Annotated in this window: 23 protein-coding genes and 1 pseudogene; 16 read left to right on the forward strand and 8 right to left on the reverse strand. The window is 70.3% G+C overall.

Annotated features, from left to right (window positions below; genetic code table 11):
- Nucleotides 1-10: 10 nt before the first annotated feature.
- Nucleotides 11-700: a response regulator transcription factor gene (locus QWI33_RS20270; RefSeq protein WP_289958970.1), complete on the forward strand. Its 690-nt coding sequence runs from the start codon at nt 11-13 to the stop codon at nt 698-700.
- On the opposite strand, the gene QWI33_RS20275 is transcribed toward QWI33_RS20270, so the two are convergent.
- Entirely contained in the window at nt 701-1243 is a 543-nt protein-coding gene (locus tag QWI33_RS20275; protein ID WP_289958971.1) for a COG4315 family predicted lipoprotein, read from the reverse strand.
- A 119-nt stretch (nt 1244-1362) separates the two neighbouring features.
- On the opposite strand from QWI33_RS20275, the gene QWI33_RS20280 reads away from it, so the two are divergent.
- The gene (locus QWI33_RS20280) at nt 1363-1992 is read left to right on the forward strand and encodes a ClpP family protease (protein WP_289958972.1); all 630 of its coding nucleotides are present in this window, start codon (nt 1363-1365) and stop codon (nt 1990-1992) included.
- Nucleotides 1989-2576 carry a ClpP family protease gene (locus QWI33_RS20285; RefSeq protein ID WP_289958973.1) on the forward strand — a complete coding sequence of 196 codons (588 nt, stop codon included), beginning with the start codon at nt 1989-1991 and terminating at the stop codon, nt 2574-2576. The genes QWI33_RS20280 and QWI33_RS20285 overlap by 4 nt, the downstream gene beginning before the upstream one ends.
- On the opposite strand, the gene QWI33_RS20290 is transcribed toward QWI33_RS20285, so the two are convergent.
- Entirely contained in the window at nt 2573-2920 is a 348-nt protein-coding gene (locus tag QWI33_RS20290; protein WP_289958974.1) for a helix-turn-helix domain-containing protein, read from the reverse strand. The two genes, QWI33_RS20285 and QWI33_RS20290, sit on opposite strands and share 4 nt — an antisense overlap.
- Nucleotides 2921-3028: 108 nt before the next feature.
- Between QWI33_RS20290 and QWI33_RS20295 the strand changes: the two genes are divergently transcribed.
- Both QWI33_RS20295 and QWI33_RS20300 read left to right on the forward strand, forming a co-directional pair.
- Nucleotides 3029-3364, forward strand: coding sequence for an ArsR/SmtB family transcription factor (locus QWI33_RS20295; protein ID WP_289958975.1), 336 nt, complete (start codon nt 3029-3031; stop codon nt 3362-3364).
- Complete coding sequence (locus QWI33_RS20300; RefSeq protein ID WP_289958976.1) at nt 3361-3846, forward strand: SRPBCC domain-containing protein; 486 nt, start codon at nt 3361-3363, stop codon at nt 3844-3846. Before QWI33_RS20295 ends, QWI33_RS20300 begins: the two co-directional genes overlap by 4 nt.
- A 160-nt stretch (nt 3847-4006) precedes the next feature.
- Here QWI33_RS20300 and QWI33_RS20305 read toward each other — a convergent pair whose 3' ends face one another.
- Both QWI33_RS20305 and QWI33_RS20310 read right to left on the reverse strand, forming a co-directional pair.
- Nucleotides 4007-4330 (reverse strand): DMT family transporter, encoded by a 324-nt coding sequence (locus QWI33_RS20305; RefSeq protein ID WP_289958977.1) that lies wholly within the window; start codon nt 4328-4330, stop codon nt 4007-4009.
- On the reverse strand, nt 4327-4683 hold the full coding sequence (locus QWI33_RS20310) for a DMT family transporter (protein ID WP_289958978.1): 357 nt from the start codon (nt 4681-4683) through the stop codon (nt 4327-4329). Before QWI33_RS20310 ends, QWI33_RS20305 begins: the two co-directional genes overlap by 4 nt.
- A 117-nt stretch (nt 4684-4800) precedes the next feature.
- Between QWI33_RS20310 and QWI33_RS20315 the strand changes: the two genes are divergently transcribed.
- On the forward strand, nt 4801-5412 hold the full coding sequence (locus QWI33_RS20315; RefSeq protein ID WP_289958979.1) for a TetR/AcrR family transcriptional regulator: 612 nt from the start codon (nt 4801-4803) through the stop codon (nt 5410-5412).
- Nucleotides 5413-5432: 20 nt separating this feature from the next.
- Here the strand turns inward: QWI33_RS20315 and QWI33_RS20320 are convergent, their stop codons facing one another.
- Nucleotides 5433-6179 (reverse strand): TetR/AcrR family transcriptional regulator, encoded by a 747-nt coding sequence (locus QWI33_RS20320; RefSeq protein ID WP_289958980.1) that lies wholly within the window; start codon nt 6177-6179, stop codon nt 5433-5435.
- 102 nt (nt 6180-6281) lie between these two features.
- Between QWI33_RS20320 and QWI33_RS20325 the strand changes: the two genes are divergently transcribed.
- A complete protein-coding gene (locus tag QWI33_RS20325; RefSeq protein ID WP_289958981.1) occupies nt 6282-7406 on the forward strand; it encodes an NADH:flavin oxidoreductase in 1125 nt (374 codons plus the stop codon).
- Nucleotides 7407-7495: 89 nt separating this feature from the next.
- Entirely contained in the window at nt 7496-8062 is a 567-nt protein-coding gene (locus tag QWI33_RS20330) for a dihydrofolate reductase family protein (protein ID WP_289958982.1), read from the forward strand.
- A gap of 10 nt (nt 8063-8072) precedes the next feature.
- Here the strand turns inward: QWI33_RS20330 and QWI33_RS20335 are convergent, their stop codons facing one another.
- The gene (locus QWI33_RS20335) at nt 8073-8672 is read right to left on the reverse strand and encodes a TetR/AcrR family transcriptional regulator (protein ID WP_289958983.1); all 600 of its coding nucleotides are present in this window, start codon (nt 8670-8672) and stop codon (nt 8073-8075) included.
- A 142-nt stretch (nt 8673-8814) separates the two neighbouring features.
- Between QWI33_RS20335 and QWI33_RS20340 the strand changes: the two are divergent.
- Nucleotides 8815-9581, forward strand: a pseudogene (locus tag QWI33_RS20340) (oxidoreductase).
- 66 nt (nt 9582-9647) lie between these two features.
- Here QWI33_RS20340 and QWI33_RS20345 read toward each other — a convergent pair.
- Entirely contained in the window at nt 9648-10463 is an 816-nt protein-coding gene (locus QWI33_RS20345) for an oxidoreductase (protein ID WP_289958984.1), read from the reverse strand.
- Nucleotides 10464-10828: 365 nt separating this feature from the next.
- The gene (locus tag QWI33_RS20350) at nt 10829-11827 is read right to left on the reverse strand and encodes a LacI family DNA-binding transcriptional regulator (RefSeq protein ID WP_289958985.1); all 999 of its coding nucleotides are present in this window, start codon (nt 11825-11827) and stop codon (nt 10829-10831) included.
- 112 nt (nt 11828-11939) lie between these two features.
- On the opposite strand from QWI33_RS20350, the gene QWI33_RS20355 reads away from it, so the two are divergent.
- The 7 genes from QWI33_RS20355 to QWI33_RS20385 all read left to right on the forward strand — a co-directional run bounded on the left by QWI33_RS20355 (nt 11940) and on the right by QWI33_RS20385 (nt 20361).
- Entirely contained in the window at nt 11940-13073 is a 1134-nt protein-coding gene (locus tag QWI33_RS20355; RefSeq protein WP_289958986.1) for a Gfo/Idh/MocA family protein, read from the forward strand.
- Nucleotides 13070-13801, forward strand: coding sequence for a cupin domain-containing protein (locus QWI33_RS20360; RefSeq protein ID WP_289958987.1), 732 nt, complete (start codon nt 13070-13072; stop codon nt 13799-13801). The genes QWI33_RS20355 and QWI33_RS20360 overlap by 4 nt, the downstream gene beginning before the upstream one ends.
- Nucleotides 13798-14859, forward strand: coding sequence for a Gfo/Idh/MocA family protein (locus QWI33_RS20365; protein WP_289958988.1), 1062 nt, complete (start codon nt 13798-13800; stop codon nt 14857-14859). Before QWI33_RS20360 ends, QWI33_RS20365 begins: the two co-directional genes overlap by 4 nt.
- 38 nt (nt 14860-14897) lie before the next feature.
- Nucleotides 14898-15908, forward strand: coding sequence for an ABC transporter permease (locus QWI33_RS20370; protein WP_289958989.1), 1011 nt, complete (start codon nt 14898-14900; stop codon nt 15906-15908).
- The gene (locus QWI33_RS20375; RefSeq protein ID WP_289958990.1) at nt 15902-16834 is read left to right on the forward strand and encodes a carbohydrate ABC transporter permease; all 933 of its coding nucleotides are present in this window, start codon (nt 15902-15904) and stop codon (nt 16832-16834) included. Before QWI33_RS20370 ends, QWI33_RS20375 begins: the two co-directional genes overlap by 7 nt.
- A 63-nt stretch (nt 16835-16897) precedes the next feature.
- Nucleotides 16898-18565 (forward strand): ABC transporter substrate-binding protein, encoded by a 1668-nt coding sequence (locus QWI33_RS20380; protein WP_289958991.1) that lies wholly within the window; start codon nt 16898-16900, stop codon nt 18563-18565.
- Between the two features lie 107 nt (nt 18566-18672).
- Nucleotides 18673-20361, forward strand: coding sequence for a glycoside hydrolase family 30 beta sandwich domain-containing protein (locus tag QWI33_RS20385; protein ID WP_289958992.1), 1689 nt, complete (start codon nt 18673-18675; stop codon nt 20359-20361).
- The last annotated feature ends 396 nt before the right edge of the window (nt 20362-20757 follow it).

Here is a 20757-nt window from a genome sequence, read left to right on the forward strand (position 1 = left end):
AGGGACCGCCATGATCGACGTGCTGGTCGTCGACGACGACTTCCGGCTGGTCAACATCCATCGCGGCTTCGTCGAGCGCACCCCCGGCTTCCGCGGCGTCGCCAGCGCCCGCACGGGCGAGGAGGCCCTCGCGGCGATCGGTGAGCACCGGCCCGACCTGGTGCTCCTGGACCTGTACCTGCCCGACGTGTTCGGGCTCGACCTGCTGCGGCGCATGCGCGCCGAGGGCCACGAGTGCGACGTCATGGTGATCTCGGCGGCCCGCGAGGCGGAGGCGGTGCGCGCGGCCGTGCGCCTGGGCGTCGTCTCCTACCTGCTCAAGCCCTTCAGCTACGACGACTTCGCCGAGCGCCTGGAGCAGTACGCGAACCGGCGGGCGGGGCTGGCCGCCGCGGCGGTGCACGACCAGGCCGATGTCGACCGGGCGTTCGACCGGCCCGCGACGGGACCGATCGCGGTGCTGCCCAAGGGGTTCAGCAGTGAGACCGCGAAGCTCGTGGAAGGGGCGCTGCGCGAGGCGGCGAATTCGCTCTCGGCGGCCGAGTGCGCCGAGCGGATCGGGGTGTCGCGGGTGAGCGCCCGCCGCTACCTCGAGCAGCTGGCCGAGACCGGCCGGGCCGAGGTCGCGCTGAAGTACGCGGGGCGGGGCCGCCCGGAGCGCCGGTACCGCTGGCGCCGCGCGGACGGCCCGCAGGCCTAGCTAGTTGTCGGTGGTGTTGGCGTCCCCGTTGGGGGCCACCAGGTACCAGATGTTCTGCACGCCTTGGCCTTCGGTTTCGCCCGGTTCGTCGTCCTCGGTGTAGTAGTAGAGCGGCCAGCCGTTGTAGGTGACCTGCACGGTGCCGTCGGTGCGTTCGACGGTGCCGATGAGCGAGGCGTCCACCGCACCGCCCGCGGCCACGTCGGGGGTGTCGGTGAGCAGCGGCGGCCAGGCGGTCGCGCACGTGTCGTAGCAGCTCGGCGTGTTGGGCGTGTCCTCAGTGAACAGGTAGAGCGCGAAGCCGTCGTTGTCGACGAGGAACTCGCCGTGGTCGTCGTCCGTGGCCGTGGCGAGCGAGGCCGCTCCCGCGGCGGTGGGCGCCTCCGAGGGCGAGGCCGACTCGGAGGCGTCGGCCGTGGTCGGGTCGGTGCCGTAGGGCGAGCTCGAGCCGCCGTCCGAGTCGCCGCACGCGGCGGCCCCGAGCAGGGCGAACGCGGCCGCCGCGACGGCGCATGCACGCTGGTGTCGTATCCATCTGGTCATGCGTGGAGCCTAGGCAGCGCGGTGCCCGGCCCGCTGGATTTCGGCCGCGCTGCTCACAGCGGATCCGCCCCCGGCAGATTCGGTTGCGGCCCAGGCGCGGGCGCACGCATCGTGGAGTCATGAGTGAAAACGGGAAACCGCCGCTGTTCGACGAACGGGCCAGGCGCGAGCTGTACCAGCAGCGCGTGCTCGTCCTCGACGGCGCGCTGGACGACGACAACGGGACCCTGCTGGCCACGCAGATGCTCTCCCTCGCCATCGAGAACGCCAACGCCGACATCGCATTGTGGATCCACTCCCCGGGCGGGTCGGTGCCCTCGATGCTCGCGATCCGCGACGTCATGCGGCTCATCCCCTGTGATGTGTCCACATTGGCGCTGGGGTTGGCGTGCAGCGCGGGGCAGTTCCTGCTCTCCTCGGGCACGAAGGGCAAGCGCCGGGCCCTGCCGCACGCGCGCGTCCTGATGCACCAGGGCTCGGCCGGGATCGCCGGCGCCGCCGTCGACATCGAACTGCAGGCCAACGACCTGCGCCACACCCGCGACACCGTGCTCGGCCTCATCGCCGAGGACACGGGCCAGAGCGTCGAGCGGATCTTCGAGGACTCGCTCCACGACCGCTGGTACACCGCGCCCGAAGCGCTCGACTACGGCTTCATCGACGCGATCGTGACCGAGTTCGACCAGATCGCCCCGCACACGCGCCGCGGCATCGGCCTCGGCATCAACCGCGAAGGAGCCTCCGCATGAGCACGTACTCGATCCCCAATGTGATCACGAAGAACGACCGCGGCGAGCGGATCATGGACGTCTACTCGTACCTGCTCTCCGAGCGGATCATCTACCTGGGCACGGGCATCGACGCGGGGGTGGCGAACGCGCTCGTCGCGCAGCTCCTCCACCTCGACGCGGAGAACTCCGAGCGCACCATCAACCTGTTCATCAACTGCGAGGGCGGCGACCCGAGCGCGATGCTCGGCATCTACGACACGATGCGGTACATCAAGGCGAAGGTCGCGACCACGTGCGTGGGCCAGGCGGTGGCGGTCGGCGCGGTGCTGCTCGCGGCCGGGGCCGAGGGGATGCGGGCCGCGCTGCCGCACGCGCGCGTCGTGCTCCACCAGCCCGCGGCCCAGGGGCGCGGGACGATCCCCGACCTCATCCTGGCCGCGGACGAGATCGTGCGGGTGCGGGCGGACATCGAGGCGATCCTCTCGCGCCACACCGGGCAGAGCGCCGAGACGCTGCGCGCGGACACCGACCGGGACCGGGTCTTCACGGCCGGGGCCGCGAAGGACTACGGCCTGATCGACCACGTGATGGAGGAGCGCTAGGCGGCCAGCGCGTACGCGGAGTTCTGCACGTAGGCGGCGACGGACGCGGAGAACTGGAACGCCTGCAGGCGTTCGGCGACGGCCACCGTGAGGTCGGTGAGCGTGAGTTCGAGGGCCCCGGCGACGGCGGCGATCATCTCGCTCGAGGGGTCCTTCATGCCGCGTTCGATCTCGGAGAGGTACTGGGGGGAGATGCCGGCGCGGCCGGCAGTGTCGATGAGCTTCTCGCCGCGGTCGTGGCGCAGGTCGCGGAGGCACTCGCCGAGGGCGTCGCGCCACAGCGGCTCGCCGTCCGGGGCGGCGGGGGGCTGGTTCGCGTGTTCCGGTGCAGCAGTGTCGGCCATGCCTCATCGTAAGTCCGCGGGGGCCGCCGGACCAGGACGTTTCGCCCTGAGCAGAACGGAGATGCTTAGCCCTTGCGCTCAGTGTTCCTCCGCGTCATACTTAGCCTCATGGCACAGTATTCGGAGGAGCTCGACGGACTCTTCGTCGCCCTCGCCGACCCCACCAGGCGCGAGGTCGTGCGGCGCCTCGGCCGCGGCCCCCAGAGCGTCGGCGACCTCGCCCGCGCCTTCCCGATCACCCTTCCGTCGTTCATGAAGCACGTGCGCACCCTCGAGGCCAACGGCCTCATCCGCACCACCAAGTCCGGCCGGGTGCGCACCTGCGCGCTCCGGCGCGAGCGGCTCGACCTCGTCGACGGCTGGCTCGCCGAGCAGCGTCGGATCTGGGAAGACCGCACCGACAGGCTCGAACGCCTCGTCGCCGAACCGGAGGAGCAGCAATGATTCCCGAGCTCGACCCCGCACTCGACCTGGGCCTCGAACGCGTCATCCGCGCGCCGCGCGACCGGGTCTGGCGCGCCTGGACCGACCCGGACCGCTTCGCGCAGTGGTGGATCCCGGCGCCGCTCCACTGCCGCGTCGACCGCCTCGAGGCCCGGCCCGGCGGCGCGCTCGTCACCCGCATGAGCGAGGACGGGGCGACCTTCACGCCCCACGTCGACGGCTGCTTCCTCGTGGTCGAGGACCGGCTGCGGCTCGTCTTCACCAACGGGCTCGACAGCGACTGGCGCCCTGCGAACCCCCAACCGGTCGCGATGACCGCCGAGGTCACCTTCGCCGACCACCCGGAAGGCACCGACTACCGCATCCGCGTCCGCCACGGCGACAAGGCCGCGCGCGACCTGCACGAGCAGCTCGGCTTCGCCGAGGGCTGGGGCGCCGTGACCTCGCAACTCGCGGCCCTCGCGGAGGCCGAGCCGCGTTAGGGGGTGTCTGCCCGCTCGCTGCATTGTCGGGGCCTTCGCATACAACACCGGTATGGGAAGGCCCCTTCGCAGCCTCGGCGAAGCTTGCGAGCAGTCGATTGGCATTGCGACCGAACGAATGGACTCGGATACCGACTCGCCGGGATTCCTCGTACACCCCCTAATGCGCGGCGCCCAGTTCGATGAGGAGCACGCCCGCGGCGATGAGCGCGATGCCCGCGCCCATGCGCTTGGTGAGCCGGTCCTTGAAGAACACGCGGGCGCCCACCGCGGTGAGGGCGACGCCGCACGCGGCCCAGATGCCGTACGCGATGCCGATCCCCATGCCGTGGGCCAGTGCGAGCGTGAGCAGTCCGAACGCGGCGAGGTAGCCGACGACGACCGCGGGGATCCACCGCTTGCGCCGCATGCCTTCGGAGGCGCGCAGTGACAAGGTCGCGATGACCTCGGCGATGATCGCTCCGGCGAGCAGCAGCCAGGTCATCGCGCCACCTCCGCCACTGCCGGCTCGGCCTGGTCACTGTGGCTGCCGGTCTCGACCATGACCACACCGGCGATCACGAAGGCGATGCCGATGCCGATGAGCAGCGTGAACGGCTCGTCGAAGAGCAGCGTGCCGAACACCGCGGTCAGGGCGACGCCCGAGGCGGCCCAGATGCCGTAGACCACGCCGATCGGCGCGCCCATGCGCAGCAGCGCGGCGAGCGCGACGAACGCGCCGATATAGCCGGCCACGGCGAGCGCCGACCACCAAGGGGTGTCGATCGCGGCCCGCAATGACAGCGCCGCCCCCACCTCGGCGGCGATCGCGAGCGCCAGCAATGTCCATTTCCTCATTCGGCCTCCTCAGTCCCGAGCCGCCTGCGCGGCCCCGGGGACGACGCTACACGACAGTTGGTCATGCGACCAAGTCTGGCGACCAAGTCATTCGCTCAACACTGCTAGCATGGGCGCATGAGCACTGAACCCGGCACCGCGCGCCGCAGCCTCAACGAGCGGCGGCAGCAGCTCCTGGACGCGGCGGTCGAGGTCATGAGCGAACGCGGGGTCGCCGCCACCACCACCAGGGCGATCACCGAGGCCGCCGGGGTGCCGCAGGGCATGTTCCACTACTGCTTCGACTCCAAGAGCGCACTCCTGCGCGACCTGCTCGAACGCGAATGCGAGACCGCACTCGCGGCGGCATGGCAGCTCGACCCCGGCACCGACACCTTCACCGGGGGCCTGGCGAAGGCGGTACAGACCCAGCTCGCCCGGGTGCGGACCGCACCCGGCCCCTACCTCGTGCTCGCCGAGCTCACCGTGGCCGCCCGCACCGACCCCGAACTGCTCGAACTCAGCCGGTGGGAACGACGCCAGTACGTCGACCTCGTCAAGGGCCAGTTGCAGCGCTGGAAGCTCGACCTCCCCGAGGCCGAACTGGAGTCGCTGGCGGTCGTGATCATCGCCGGGATCGAAGGGCTCACCGACGCCTGGCTCACGACCCGCGACGACGAGGCCGGCGTCGCCGCGGCCGAACTCTTCGCGAGCGGCATCGGCGCGCTCGTCGAGGCCCGTCTCACATAAACCGTTGGGCGGCAACGGCTCTAGGAGTCGACGGGTCCGGTTGCGCGCGCGATGCGGGCGGCGATGCCGTCCAGAACCAGCTCGAGCCCGGCGTCGAAGTGCGCCCGCGGCTCCTCGGCGCAGCCCGACTCGTAGAGGTACCGCTCGTACACGGGGAACCGGCCGGTCGCGAGCATCCACTGCAGCTGCGGGCCCAGCGCCTCGCGGACCTCTTCGCGGCTGCTCGCCCGGCTGACCTGCTGCAGATCGGCCAGGGCGACCTCGTCGCCGACCGTGCCGTGCACGAAGGCCGCGACCGTGCGGGTCGCCGTCATCATCGCCTCGGTGCCGAGGCCGAGCCCGTCGAGGGAGGCCAGCGCCCGGTCGATCGCCGCGAGCCGGTTGGGGGTGGGGGTCATCGTCACGTGCGGCGGGAGCTCGGCGAGCCAGCGGTGGCGGTGCATCATGTCGCGGGTCTGCACGGCGTACTCGCGCAGGACCTCCCGCCAGGGGCCGGAGGGGACGTCGAGTTCGGCGTAGACCTCGTTGACCATGAGCGCGAACAGGTCGTCCTTGCCGTCGACGAACCGGTAGGCGGCCATCGGCGCGGCGTCGAGCTCGGCCGCGAGCGTGCGCATGGTGACGGCGCACAGGCCCTTCTCGTCGGCGATCGCGACCGCCTTGGCGGCGATGCGGGCGCCGCTGAGGCGCTGCCGGGGCGTGCGGGCGGGGCGCTCGAGCCGCTCCCAGAGCGTGACCGGCCCGTCCTCGGTCGCCTTCTCCGCCATGCGCTCGCCTCCTCGTTCCGACTCACACCGTAGCAGTGGTGGACGGCGTATCTTCAGTGTACGTTGTATTCCAGGGATACAACGTACACAAGGAGATCACCCGTGAACGACAGCCGCACCGCCACCGCGGAACGAGCCGCGCAACTGCTCGCCCGCCCCTACGCCATCAACGGCCTCGAACTGCGCAACCGCGTCGTCATGGCACCGATGACCAGGGAGTTCTCGCCCGGAGGCGTGCCGACCGCCGACGTCGCGGCGTACTACGCCCGCCGGGCCGCGGGCGGCGTCGGCCTCATCGTCACCGAGGGCACCTACGTCGGTCACGAGTCGACCTGGGCGAGCGACAACGTCCCGCGCTTCCACGGTGAGGAGCAGCTCGCGGGCTGGCAGCGGGTCGCCGAGGCCGTCCACGACGCGGGCGGCACGATCGTTCCGCAGCTGTGGCACGTCGGCGCCACGCGCGACCCCGGCACCGGCCCGGTGCCGGACGCCGACGTGCTCAGCCCCTCGGGCCTGGGCGTCGACGGATCGCCGAAGGGCCGGGCGATGACCCAGGACGACATCGACGCGGTGGTCGCGGCCTTCGCCGAGAGCGCCGCCGCCGCCGAGCGGCTCGGCTTCGACGGCGTCGAGATCCACGGCGCCCACGGCTACCTCATCGACGAGTTCCTGTGGGAGGGCACCAACCGCCGCACCGACGCCTACGGCGGCGACCTGGCCTCGCGCACCCGCTTCGCCGCCGAGGTCGTCGCGGCCGTCCGCGCCGCGGTCTCGCCGCAGTTCCCGGTGAACTTCCGGTTCTCCCAGTGGAAGGGCGGCGCCTACGACGCCCGCCTCGCCCAGACCCCCGGCGAGCTCGAACAGCTCCTCGCGCCGCTGGCCGAAGCCGGCGTGGACGCCTTCCACGCCTCCACCCGCCGCTACTGGCTGCCCGAGTTCGACGGCAGCGACCTCAACCTGGCCGGCTGGACCAAGCAGCTCACCGGCAGGCCCGTCATCTCCGTCGGCTCGGTCGGCCTCGACAAGGAGTTCATGGGCCCTGAGGGCATGGCTTTCCAGCCCGGCACCACCGGCATCGAGAAGCTCCTGGACCGCATGGAGAACGACGAGTTCGACATGATCGCCGTCGGCCGCAGCCTCATCGCCGACCCCGACTGGCCCGCCCGTATCGCCAAGGGCGAGCAGACCAACCCGTTCAGCGCCCAGCTCCTGGGCGCGCTCGACTAGACCGGGGGAGTTCGGCGCCCGCGATGAATCCGGGCGCCGAACCTCGTCTCCACGGGAAGAGCCTCCACACGATCCGGAAGCAGGCACCCATGGCACCAGTACAGGCGAACATCTCGATGTCGATCGACGGCTTCGTCACCGGGCCCGACATCAACGCCCACCCGGGGCTCGGCAGGGGCGGCGAGGTCCTGCACGACTGGATCTGGGCCGACGACTCCGCCAAGGCCATGGCCTGGAACCTCTTCGACCCGGCGGGCGCGGTCGTGACCAGTCGGAAGGTCTACGAGGACACGGGCGGCTGGGGCGAGACCGGCTTCTACGGGATGCCGGTCTTCGTCGTGACCCACCGCGCCGAAGCCCCTGTCGCGAAGGGGGACACCACGTTCACGTTCGTCACCGAAGGGGTCGAAGCGGCCGTCGCGCAGGCGAAGGCCGCGGCCGGGGCGCGGAAGGTGCACGTGATGGGCGGCGCGAGCATCATCCAGCAGGGACTGAACGCGGGCGTGATCGACGAGCTGCACCTGCACGTGGCCCCGGTGATCCTCGGCGACGGCACCCCGCTCTTCGCCCATCTGGGCGGCCCGATCGCCTTGGAGCGCATCGAGACCGTCGACTCCGAACGGGCCGTCCACCTGCGGTACAAAGTGCTGAGGTGACCGTCGACCCTCAATCGGATTCGGCGGCGCCTTCGTCTGCGCCGCTCATGAGGGTGAGGGCGTTTCGGAGCCCTTCCTCAAGGACCTCGTCGGCGAGCTTCCGGTCGGCCAGCGCGCGGGAGAGCTGCAGCGTTCCGATCATCCCGGCGTAGATGCTGAGCACCCTCGCGCGGGCCGACCGCGGGTCGTGCGGCGCCAGGCGGGCGGCGAAGTCCTCGATGAAGGCCACCAGGCCCTCGGTGTAGGCCTCCTTGGTGGCGTCGGTGCAGCGGCCGATCTCGTCCAGCAGGGCGGCGGACGGGCAGCCGAGCCCGGGATTGTCGCGGTGCCCCACCGAGAGGTACTCGCGGACGAGGTGCTCGACGCCGGCGCGGCCGGGCGGCAGCTCGCCGAGGCTCTCGCGCTGCGCCTGCAGTTCGTGGGACACGGCCGTGGCGACCAGGTCGTCCTTCGACTCGAAATGGGCGTAGAACGCGCCGTTGGTCAGGCCCGCGTCGGTCATCAGGGTGGCGACACCCGATCCGTCGATGCCGTCGGTCTTGAGTCGGCGTCCGGCGGCCTCGATGATCCGCTGCCGCGTCGCCTGCTTGTGCTCCTTGCCGTACCGCATCGCATCCCCTTCACCGTGCCCGCTGACGGTTGCCGTCGTACCCCTTAGAGAGTACGACCATAATTTAAATTTCGGGAAATCCTTGCCCGGTAGTCGCCGAAGTCATATGGTAGTACGAACGTAATATAAATTTCGGAGGTTCATGATGACGGCGAATCAGCAGGTCGCGCTCGTGACAGGCGCGTCCTCAGGTATCGGCAAGGCGACGGCGGTCGCATTCGCCGACGCGCCGGCGTCGAGTACCTCGACCTCGACGTAACCGCCGACGAATCGGTCGCCGTCGCGGTCAAGCAGGTCATCGACCGATTCGGGCGCGTCGACGTCCTGGTCAACAACGCCGGCGTCGGCACCTCCGGCGCCGCTGAAGAGTTCTCCGCCGCCCAGTCGCAGGACGTCTTCGACATCAATGTCTTCGGGGTCATGCGCATGACCAACGCGGTCCTGCCGCAGATGCGCGCGCAGCGGAGCGGACGGATCATCAACGTCTCCTCGCTCAGCGGCTTCGTGCCCAGCCCTTTCATGTCCCTGTACGTCGCCACCAAGCACGCGGTCGAGGGCTACTCGCAATCGCTCGACCATGAGGTCCGCGAGTACGGCGTCCGGGTCCTGCTCGTCGAGCCCGGCCCGATCAACACCCCGTTCGGGGACCACAGCGTGCAGGCCGACACCCCGCTCCCGCTCTACACGGCGGGCCGGGCCAACTACGAGGAAGTGCTGGCGAAGAACGCCAAGAGCGGCGACGACCCCGCCGTCGTCGCTGAGGTGATCGTCGCGGCGGCCGCCGACCGCAACCCGAAGCTGCGGCGCACCGCCGGCTCGACGGCCGCGCGCATCAGCGCCGTGCACCGCGTCGCCCCCGCCCGGGCCTTCGACCGCGTCATCCGCCGCTTCAACCGGATGCCGAACTGACGCTCCGCGCAGACGCAGACAGCCACTGGGACCACTCCCGGTGGCTGCGTACTGTTGCGGCGGAAACTAGGCGGGCAGGCCGTTGAACTTGCGGATGCCCTGGTCGAACGCGCTGGCTGGGGCGAAGCGGCGCAGCCTGCTCATGCGCCGGGCCATGGGGCCGGCGGTGTAGCGCAGCTTCGGCTTGGCGTCCGTGGCCGCGGCGACGATCGCGGCCGCCACGATCGACGGGTCGTCGCCGTTCGAGAGCCCCGCAGCGAGCAGCTCGTCGTGGGCCGTTCGCTGGTCGACGTAGACCGGCAGCGAAGTCGCCGGCTTGAGGGTGTTCGCCTCGAACGCGGTGCTGGTGAGCGCGGGCTCGATGAGCAGCGCGCGGATGCCGAACTGGCGGATCTCGTGGTCCAGGGACTCGGTGTAGCCCTCGACGGCGTGCTTCGACGCGGCATAGATCGCCTGGTAGGGCGCGGGCGCGAAGCCGAGCGCGGACGAGACGTTGATGATGCGGCCGCTGCCTCTGGCCCGCATGTGCGGCAGCACGGCCTTGGTCATGCGCATGACGCCGAAGACGTTGATGTCGAACACGGCCTGGTCCTCGGCGATCGAGCGTTCCTCCGCGGCGCCCGTGGTGCCGACGCCGGCGTTGTTGACCAGGACGTCGATCCTGCCGAAGTGCTCGACGACCTGCTCGACCGCTGCGGTCACCGAGTCGTCGTCGGCCACGTCGAGGGCGAGGAGCGTGAACCCGTCGCGTTCGGTGAGGCCGGAGGCCTTCCGGCTGGTGCCGGCGACCCGGAATCCCGCGCGGGTGAGCGCCAGTGCGGCGTCCCTGCCGATGCCTGAGGAAGCGCCCGTCACGAGCGCCACTGGCTTGTTCGTTGTCATGTTCCCGCTCCTTGGTCTATTGGATTACGATCGTCCTACCATAAGTCGCGTGCGACGCCTGGGGCAATGATTCGGCGAAGATAAAATTATGGTCGTACTCTCATGGGTTGCGGGGAATGCCAGCCGGGCCCGGGAGCACTCCCGGGCCCGGATGCCGCGCCGGTGGCGCCGCGACGCGGAGCGGCCAGTCGAGCAGGTGCAGGTGAAACGGCGGGCCCGGGCTCCTCGTCCGCGTCGACGGCGGGATCACGGTGCGGGTCGAGCACGGCCTCGTCACCGGCTCCTGCCACGTCCGCAACCCCGAGAAGCTGTCCCATATGGAGTCCACGTGAGCCGCCGATCGGGGAAGGCGGTTGGTCCGCGGATCAGCGCTCGCGGGGCGGCGCGACCGACTCGCGCCATACGACCGTCTGCAGGTCGACCTCCGGTGCGGGGGCGTCGTCGCCGCGGATCGCGGCGATGAGGCGGCGCATCGAGTAGGCGCCGAGCCGCTGCCGGTCCTGGAACACGGTGGTGAGCGAGGGGATGAAGTGGATGCTCAGGGGCATGTCGTCCCAGCCCGTCACGCTCACGTCTCCGGGCACGGACCATCCGCGCTGGAGTGAGGCCCGGAGGGCCCCGGCCGCGAGGACGTCGTTCGCGGCGATGATCGCGAGCGGGGGGACGTCGTCCGGCAGCGCGCGGACGCACTCCCCGGCGTGGACGCCGCTCCAGTTGCCGCCCACGACGCCGACGGACTCGAGCCCGAGCCGGTCGACCGTCGCGAGGTAGGCGTCGCGGCGCGCGACGGCCGCGGGGTAGTCGACGGGACCCGCGATGTGCAGGAACCGCCGGTGCCCGAGGCTTGCGAGCTGCTCCATCATCTCCACGACCGGGCGCGCGTCGCTGAACGCGCCCGTGGCGTGCAGTTCCTCGTCGAACTCGGTGAGCGCGAGGAACGCCGGGGCCGACTCCCCGGAGGAGAGCCGCGGCGTCGGCAGCGGGGAGAACGAGAGGACGCCCTCGTACTCGAACGAGTTGATGAGCGCGTCCACCTCCTGCGCGTGCTCGTCGGCCTCGCGCGCGAGGTTGACGACTTCGACCGTGTAGCCGGCCTCCCGCGCGGTCGCCACGGCGCCTTCGAGGAGGGCGCCGAGCGGGTTCAGCCCCGGCACGGGGATGACGATCGCGAGCCGCCCGGTCCGCTGCGTGCGCATGGTGCGCGCGGCGAGGTTGGGGCGGTAGTTGAGCTCTCCGGCCGCGCGCAGCACCTTCTCCCGGGTGGCGGTCGAGATGCCGTTGCGCCCGGTGAACACGAACGAGACGGTCGACTGCGAGACCCCCGCGAGCCGTGCGACGTCGTGGCTGGTCGGCCGTTTCCCCATGTCTGCGTCCTCCCCCTCGAGAATCCCGCGCGGAAGCCTTGACCTGGCGGGTGTGGCGTGCTCATACTACCTACTACGTCTTAGTAATACGTAGTAGAACTTGCGAGGAAGCATGCTCAGAGTCGGAGTCATCGGGACCGGCGGGATCGCCGGCGCGCATATCGGCGGGTACCTCGCGTTCCCCCAGGAGTGCGAGATCGTCGCGCTCGCCGATGTGGTGCCGGGCAAGGCCGCCGAGAAGGCCGCGTCGTCCGGGCTGCCGAACGCGGTCGGGTACGACGACCCCCTGCGGATGATCGCGGAGGCCCGCCTCGACCTGGTGAGCATCGCGACCCCGCCGTCCACCCACGCCGCGCTCTCGGTCGCCGCACTCGACGCGGGCGTGAACGTACTGGTCGAGAAGCCGATGGCGCCCTCCCTCGAGGAATGCGACGCGATGCTCGCGGCCCAGGAGCGCTCGGGCAAGCTGCTCTCGGTGGTGGCGCAGAACCGCTTCCGCGACGACCTCGCCACCCTCAAGACCGTGCTCGACTCCGGGCTCCTCGGCTCCGTCTCGCACGTGCGGGTCGACTCGGCCTGGTGGCGCGGCCTGCCGTACTACGACCTGTGGTGGCGCGGCACCTGGGAGAAGGAGGGCGGCGGCTGCACCCTCAACCACGCGATCCACCACATCGACCTCCTGCTGTGGCTGCTCGGGAGCCCCACCGAGATCACGGCGATGCTCGCGAACGCGCAGCACGACAACAGCGAGGTCGAGGACCTCTCGGTCGCGGTGCTCCGGTTCGAGCGGGGCCTGGCCCAGCTCACCAGCTCGGTGGTGCACCACGGCGAGGAGCAGGCGATCGTCGTCCAGGGCGAGCGGGCCCGGGTCTCCCAGCCGTGGAAGGTCATCGCCGAGCGCTCCGGCGACGGCGGGTTCCCCGCGCCGGGCGGCGACCCCGAACTGGTCGCGGCCATCGAAGCGGTCGTCGCGGCACGCGAGCCGCTGCGCCACCACGGGCACGAAGGCCAGATCGGCGACCTCCTCGGCGCGATCCGCGACGGGCGCGCACCCATCGCGGACGGCAAGGACGGACGCGCGGCCATCGAGGTCGTCACCGCGATCTACAAGGCCGGCATCGAGCGGGAGTTCGTCGCCCTGCCGCTGCAGGCCGACGACCCCTACTACCGGGCCGGCCGGCTCGTGGAGCACGCCCCGCACTTCTACGAGAAGCAGCGCTCGCTCGCCGAGGCGGCGAGCTCATGAGCGCCTCCTCCTTCCCCGGCGGGACCTCGCTCTCGAACCTCGACGTCTACGACGGCGCCGCCCCCGACGGCGTCTGCGGCGGCAGCCCCCACATGCACCTCGTCTCGACCGAGGCGTACGTCGTCACCGGAGGCCGCGGCGCGCTCCAGACGATCGACGGCGAGGGCTTCCGCGAGACCGCGCTCGAAGCGGGATCGGTCGTCTGGTTCACGCCCGGCACGATCCACCGCGCCGTGAACCGCGGCGGGCTCAACGTCGTCGTGCTCATGAGCAACGCGGGCCTGCCCGAAGCCGGCGACGCGGTCATGACCTTCCCCGCCGCCACCGTCGCCGATCCGGCCGCGTACGCGGCGGCCGCCTCGCTCGGCGACTCCTACGGCCGGGCCGAGCGCGCGGCGCAGCGCCGCGACCTCGCCGTGGCCGGATTCGAGACCCTGCGCGACGCGCTCCTCGCCGGGGACCGCGGACCGCTCGAGGAGTTCCACGCGGCGGCGGGCGCGCTCGTCCGCGACCGCGCCGCCGCCTGGGGCCGGCTCGTCCGCGAACGCCCCCTCGCGCAGGCCGAACACTCGCTCGCCCTGACCGAGGCGGTCGCCCGCGGCGACATCGCCCACCTCGGCGAGGCCCGCGTGCAGCAGGCGGTCCCCTCCGCAGGCGAACGCGGATTCGGCATGTGCGGCCGCCTGCGCACCTACGACGTCACCGATGACAAGGAGAACCTGCAGTGAGCCACCCCTACGTCTTCGACCCCCTCCCGCAGCCCGTCGTCGAACCCGGCGAGTTCGCGTTCGCGGCGGTCGGCCTCGACCACGCCCACATCTACGGCATGACCGACGGCCTCACCGGCGCCGGCGCGACCGTCACCTGGGTGTACGACGACGACCCCGGCCGGGCCGCCGCGTTCGCCGAGCGGTACCCGACCGCGCGCATCGCCTCCTCGGAGCAGGAGGTGCTCGACGACCCCGACGTGCGCCTCGTCGCGTCGGCCGCGATCCCCTCCGAGCGGGCCCCGATCGGCCTGCGCGCCATCGAAGCCGGCAAGGACGCGTTCGTCGACAAAGCGCCGATGACCACGCTCGCGCAGCTCGAAGCCGTCCGCGAGGCGACCGCCCGCACCGGCCGCAAATACGCGGTCTACTACGGCGAGCGGATCCACGCCGAGGCCGCGATCCTCGCCGGCCAGCTCATCGAGCGCGACGCGATCGGCAAGGTCCTCCAGGTCGTGTGCTTCGGCCCGCACCGCATCGGCGGGGGCCGCCCGGACTGGTTCTACGACCCCGCGCAGTACGGCGGCATCCTCTGCGACATCGGCAGCCACAACTTCGAGCAGATGCTCTACTACACGGGCGCGGCGGACGGGCGCGTCTCGACCTCGACCGTGGCGAACTACGCCCACCCGGACACCCCCGGCCTGCAGGACTTCGGCGACGCCCACGTCGTGCTCGACAACGGCACCACCGGGTACGTGCGCGTCGACTGGTTCACCCCCGAAGGCCTGGGCGTCTTCGGCGACGGCCGCACGCTCCTGCTCGGCACGGACGGCTACATCGAGCTGCGCAAGTACATCGACATCGGCACCGACAACGGCGGCGGGCAGGTCCTCCTGGTCAACCAGAAGGGGCAGTACCGGTTCAACGCGAACGGCCTGACCGGCTTCCCGTACTTCGGCCGGCTCATCCGCGACTGCATCGACCGCACCGAGACCGCCATGACCCAGGCGCACGCGCTGAAGGCCGCCGAGCTCAGCCTCCAGGCGCAGGTCGGCGCCACCGTCCTCGCCCCGTAACCGGTGAGCTCCGAGACCACGACGATGTGGAGTTCCGTATGACGCAATCCGTTGACGCGCACCCGCGGCCCGGGAGCGGGACGCGGGCGGTCCCGGCCATGCGGGCCGGGCGGCGCCTGTTCCACCAGTCCCCGAGACCGCGCGCGAAGCAGACGTGGCGCCGCGCCATCGCCCGCGACTGGCGGCTGTACACGTTCCTGGTGGTCCCGCTCGTGTTCCTGCTGGTGTTCAAGTACATCCCGATGCTCGGGAACGTCATCGCCTTCCGGCGGTTCCGCCCCGGCGGCTCGATCTTCGGCGACGAGTGGGTCGGCTTCTACTACTTCGAAGCCTTCGTCACGAACCAGCAGTTCTGGACGGTCTTCGGGAACACCGTGGCCCTCGGCGGCCTCACGCTCCTGGTCACCTTCCCGCTCCCGATCATCCTCGCGCTCATGCTCAACGAGCTGCGCTCGCGCCGGTTCAAGCGGCTCGTGCAGACCATCTCGTACCTGCCGCACTTCATGTCGATCGTGATCGTCGCGGGGCTCGTGCTGCAGCTGACGGCGCTCAACGGCACGGTCAACCAGGTCGTCGAGGCCATGGGCGCCGATCCCGTGCCGTTCATGCAGCGGCCGGAGTGGTTCCGCACGATCTACGTGTCGTCGGAGGTCTGGCAGACCGTCGGCTGGGGCACCATCCTGTACCTCGCCGCGCTCACCACGATCGACGACCAGCTCTACGAGGCGGCGCGGGTCGACGGCGCCAACCGCTGGAGGCAGACCTGGCACATCACGCTGCCGGGCATCCGCCCGACGATGATGGTGCTCCTCATCTTGAACATCGGCTCCTTCATGGCCGTGGGCTTCGAGAAGGTGCTGCTGCTGCAGAACCCGCTCGTCTACTCGACGGGCGACGTCATCGCGACCTACCTCTACCGCGTCGGCATCCAGTCCGCCCAGTTCTCGTACGGCACGGCGATCGGCCTCTTCGAGGCCGTCATCGGCCTGGTGCTGGTGCTGTTCGCGAACGGCCTCTCCCGTCGAATGGTTGGAACCTCGCTATGGTGACCGAAACCCTGCCCCCGAAGCCCGACATTGCGCACGTCCGCAAGGAGACGGGGGTGATCCGGGAGTCGCTCGGCTACCGCGTCTTCCGCGTCGCCAACGCGATCGTGCTCGTGCTGGTGTGCGTGGTGACCCTGTACCCGTTCGCGAACCTCGTCGCGAAGGCGTTCTCGTCGGAGGGCTACATCGCGGCCGGCGAGGTGAACCTCATCCCCCGCGGGTTCAACCTCGAGACGTTCCGGGTCGTCCTCAGCGACGACCTCTTCTGGACGAACTACGCCAACACGTTGCTCTACACGGTCGTCGGCACCGTGATCGCCATGGCGATCACCTCGACCTACGCCTACGCGCTCAGCAAGCCGCACTTGAAGGGCCGCGGTTTCTTCGTCGGCATCGCCGTGTTCACGATGTTCTTCGGCGGCGGCCTCATCCCGAACTACATCCTCGTCGCCAACACCCTCGGCTGGCGCAACAGCATGTGGGCGGTCGTCGTGCCGGGCGCGCTGAGCGTCTTCAACCTGCTGGTAATGAAGGCGTTCTTCGAGAACTTCCCGGCCGAGCTCGAAGAGGCCGCGGCGATCGACGGGCTCACGACCTACGGCGTCTTCTTCCGCATCGTCCTGCCGCTGTCCAAGGCGGTCATCGCGACCATGACCCTGTTCTACGCGGTCGGCCTCTGGAACTCGTGGTTCGCCGCGTTCCTCTACATGGACGACAAGTCGCTCTTCCCTGTAACCGTTTACCTGCGCAATCTCATCGCCGCGGCCACAGGGACGCAGGAGATCGGCGACGGCGGCGAGGCCGTCCAGGTCGCCTCCAACATCCAAGCGGTGACGATGCTGCTCACCGTCCTGCCGATCATCTGCCTCTATCCGTTCGTCCAGCGCTATTTCGTCTCGGGCGTGATGCTCGGGTCGGTCAAGGGCTGACGAGACCCCTCACAACTGCATTCCATCCGCGTCGAAACAACGACGTTCCGAACAGGAGAAACCATGTCCATCACCCGCAGAGCCCTCGTGGGGCTCGCCGGCATCGCCGCGTGCGAAGTCGCTCTGGCCGGATGCTCCGGCGACCCGGACGACGGGCCGACCGGCGACGCGAAGGCCACCATCGACAAGGCGCAGTCCGTCGGCGCCATGGAGGACTACGGCGTCGGCTCCACCTTCAAGGCGACCGAGCCGGTCGAGTTCTCCCTCATGTACCGCGACCACACGAACTACCCGGTGCAGGACGACTGGTCGGTCTTCCGGCACCTCCAGGAGGACCACAACGTCACCTTCAAGCGCACCGACATCCCGATGGCCGACTTCGACCAGAAGAAGTCCCTGCTCATCGGCAGCGGCGAGGCCACCGACATCGTCTCGGTCACCTACGGCGGCACCGAGACCCAGTTCATCACGGGCGGCACCATCCTCCCCGTCTCCAGCTACTTCCACTACATGCCGCACTTCCAGCAGAAGATCGCGGACTGGGGCCTCCAGGCGGACCTCGACAACAAGCGCCAGGCCGACGGCAGGATCTACCACCTCCCCGGCCTGCGGGAGGCGCCCGACGTGCAGTACTCGGTGGTGATCCGCGAGGACCTGTGGGAGAAGGCCGGCCTCACCGAGGACCCCGCCACCTGGGACGAGTTCCGGGAGCAGCTCCAGCAGGTGCAGGCGGCGAACCCCGAGATCGACTACGCCATGTCGGACCGCTGGACCGACGCCACGACCCTCGGCTCGCTGCTCAGCGTGATCGCCCCGAACTACGGCTCGGTGGCCGGGTGGGGCTACTCGAACACCTTCTACGACGAGGGCGCCGGGAAGTACGTGTTCAACGGGACCACCGACGAGTACAAAGCGGTCGTTTCCTACGCCGCCGGGCTCATCGCGGACGGCACCCTCGACCCCGAGATCACCCAGAGCGACGACCAGGCGACCCAGAAGTTCATCTCGGGCAAGTCGGCGGCGATCTCCGGCAACACCCAGTCGCTGGTGGAGTACCGCACCAAGTTCGCCGACGCCGACAAGGGCGACGTCCCGATCCGCCTGATCTCGCTCCCCAGCGGCCCCAACGGCTCGAACCTGCCCGCCGGCCGCTTCACCTCGGGCCTCCTGATCAGCACCAAGGCGTCCGAGCAGCCCTACTTCAAGGCGCTCCTGCAGTTCGTCGACTGGCTGTACTACTCCGACGAGGGCCTGGAGTTCGCCCAGTGGGGCGTCGAGGGCGAGACGTTCACGCGCGGGGCCGACGGCACCCGCGTCCTGAACGAGGACATCTCGTGGAGCTCGATCAACGCCGGAGCACCGCAGCTCTTGAACGCCGACTTCGGCTACAGCAACGGCGTCTTCCTCCTCGCGAACGGCTCCTCGAAGGACCTCGTCTTCTCGATGATGACGGACGAGATCGCGGACTGGACCGAGCAGCAGCTCGCCGCCAACGAGCAGCTGGAGGTCGCGCCCGCGCCCCAGCTGGACGAGATCGAGCTCGAGCAGACCTCGCTCCTCCAGACCCAGCTGACCGACGCCGTCCAGGCGGCGACGGCCGCGTTCATCACGGGCCAGCGATCGGTCGACGACGACTGGGACGCGTACGTCACCGAGACCGAAGGCCTCGGGGCCGGGCAGCTCATCGACACCGTCAACGTCGCGCTCGAGCGCGCGAAGAGCGGATCCTGAACCCGCGGTGGGCCGGTCGCTCTCTCACCGTCGGCCCACCGTCTCCGAGCACCCGCTCCTTCGCGGTCCCCGCGCACACCTCTCCCCCTTAGGAAAGTGAGAAACCCATGGCGAAGCCGCCATCCGACACCCCCCTCAAGCGCCGCGCGGTCCTCGCCGGCGGCGCCGCAGCCGTACCGCTCTCGCTCGGGCTCGCCGGAGCGCCCGCACAGGCGGGCCCCGTCACCCGGCCGCAGTCCGTCCTCGTCGAGCCGCGGCGGTGCCGCCAGGTCATCCGCGGGTTCGGCGGCATGACGCATGCGAGCTGGATCGGCGAGCTCACCCCGTCGCAGTGCGACACCGTCTTCGACAACGGCACCGACGACCTCGGCTTCACGATCCTGCGCATCCCCGTGCCCGAGGACCGCGCGAACTGGTCCGTCGACCTCGCCACCGCGCAGGCGGCGGCCGCCAAGGGCGCGCTCGTCTTCGCCTCGCCGTGGAACCCGCCGGAGGCCCTCGCCGAGATGTTCGAGCGGGTCGACGAGGCCCCGAGCGGCAGCCAGTACGAGGCCGAGACCGCCGCGCTCGTGAACGCGCACATCGCGACGGACACCCCCGGCTACCAAGGCTCGGGGTACGCGCACTTCGACGGCGCCTCGGACGCGAGCGTCGAGTTCACCACCGTCTACATCGGATCATTGGGCACCAAGAACCTGGCGTTCCGGTACTCGGCCCCCGCCGACGTGCGCGTCGACGTCCACGTCGGCGGCGCCCTCGCCGCCGCGGGCGTGCTCTTCCCGCGCACCGAGGCGGGCGAATGGAAGTGGAAGTCGATCCAGGCCGCGATGACCCCCGGCCAGTGGCCCGTGAAGGTCATCGCCACCGGCGAGGGCGGTCCGGACCTCGACTACCTCATGGCCGCCCCGTACACCCCGCCCGCCGAGGCCCGCCGCCTGCGCCACGACGCCTACGGCGCCTACGCGGACCACCTGAACGACTTCGTGCACCACATGAGCGACAACGGCGTCGACCTGTACGGCATCTCGGTCCAGAACGAGCCCGACTACGCGCACGACTGGACCTGGTGGACCACCGAGGAGATGAACCGCTTCCTCCGCGACTTCGCCGGGCGGATCGACTGCCGCGTCATCGCCCCGGAGTCCTTCCAGTACGTGAAGTCGGTCTCCGACCCGATCCTCGAGGACGACGCGGCGCTCGCGAACGTGGACATCCTCGGCGCGCACCTCTACGGCACGGCGGTCGAGGACTTCCCGTACCCGCTCTTCGAGGAGGAGGGCGAGGGCAAGGAGCTGTGGATGACGGAGGTGTACCACCCCAACAGCTCGAGCTCGGCGAACCTGTGGCCCGAGGCGCTCAAGGTCGCCGAGCACGTCCACCATGCGATGGTCGACGCCGGGTTCCAGGCGTACGTCTGGTGGTACCTCCGCCGCTTCTACGGGCCCCTCCTCGAGGACGGCACGATCAGCAAACGCGGCCGGATGCTGGCGCACTACGCGAAGTTCGTGCGCCCCGGCCACGTGCGCGTCGAGGCCCACAAGGAGCCGCAGCCCGGCGTCCTCACCTCGGCGTACACCGGCGACGACGGGGCGGTCACCGTGGTGGCCGTGAACACGACTGCCGCTGAGGCGAGCCAGGCGTTCACCGTGAAGGGCCGCCGGGTCCGCCGGGTGCGGCCGTGGCTCACCGACGCGACCCGCGACATGGAGGAGCAGCCCCGCATCTCGGGCCGAGGGGACACCTTCACCGCGTCGCTCCCGCCCGAGAGCGTGACGACCTTCGTCGTGTCAGCGTGAGGAACGGCGCCCCGCGCCAACGGCGCGGGGCGCCGCTCACCGATGCCATTGCGCCGCAGCTCATTGCGCGCCGCTTCTAGGGAAGTTCAGAACCCGACCGGCCGCTGTCGGTCCGTTGGCCGGTTCACTGCGGTGTCGCGTGGGTCGGTTCGGGGCGTGCGGCTGCCGCGGTGCTGGCTGATGGTGGTGGTCGGAACGAACAGCGACGGAACGACGGAGATCGGATGGCGTGTGATGTCGCTGTCGGGCCTGGTTTTGTTGGGGGTCAAGGCGCTCGGCAACAGAATCGGGGGGATCTGTCAAGTGCGTGTTGCCGCTGCAGGGTCTGGTTGCCAGTGGCGGTCAAGGCGAACGGCGATCGGCGACGGAGTGGCGGGGGCCTGGGCGTGATGCGGG

The sequence above is a fragment of the Glycomyces tritici genome (assembly GCF_030403505.1).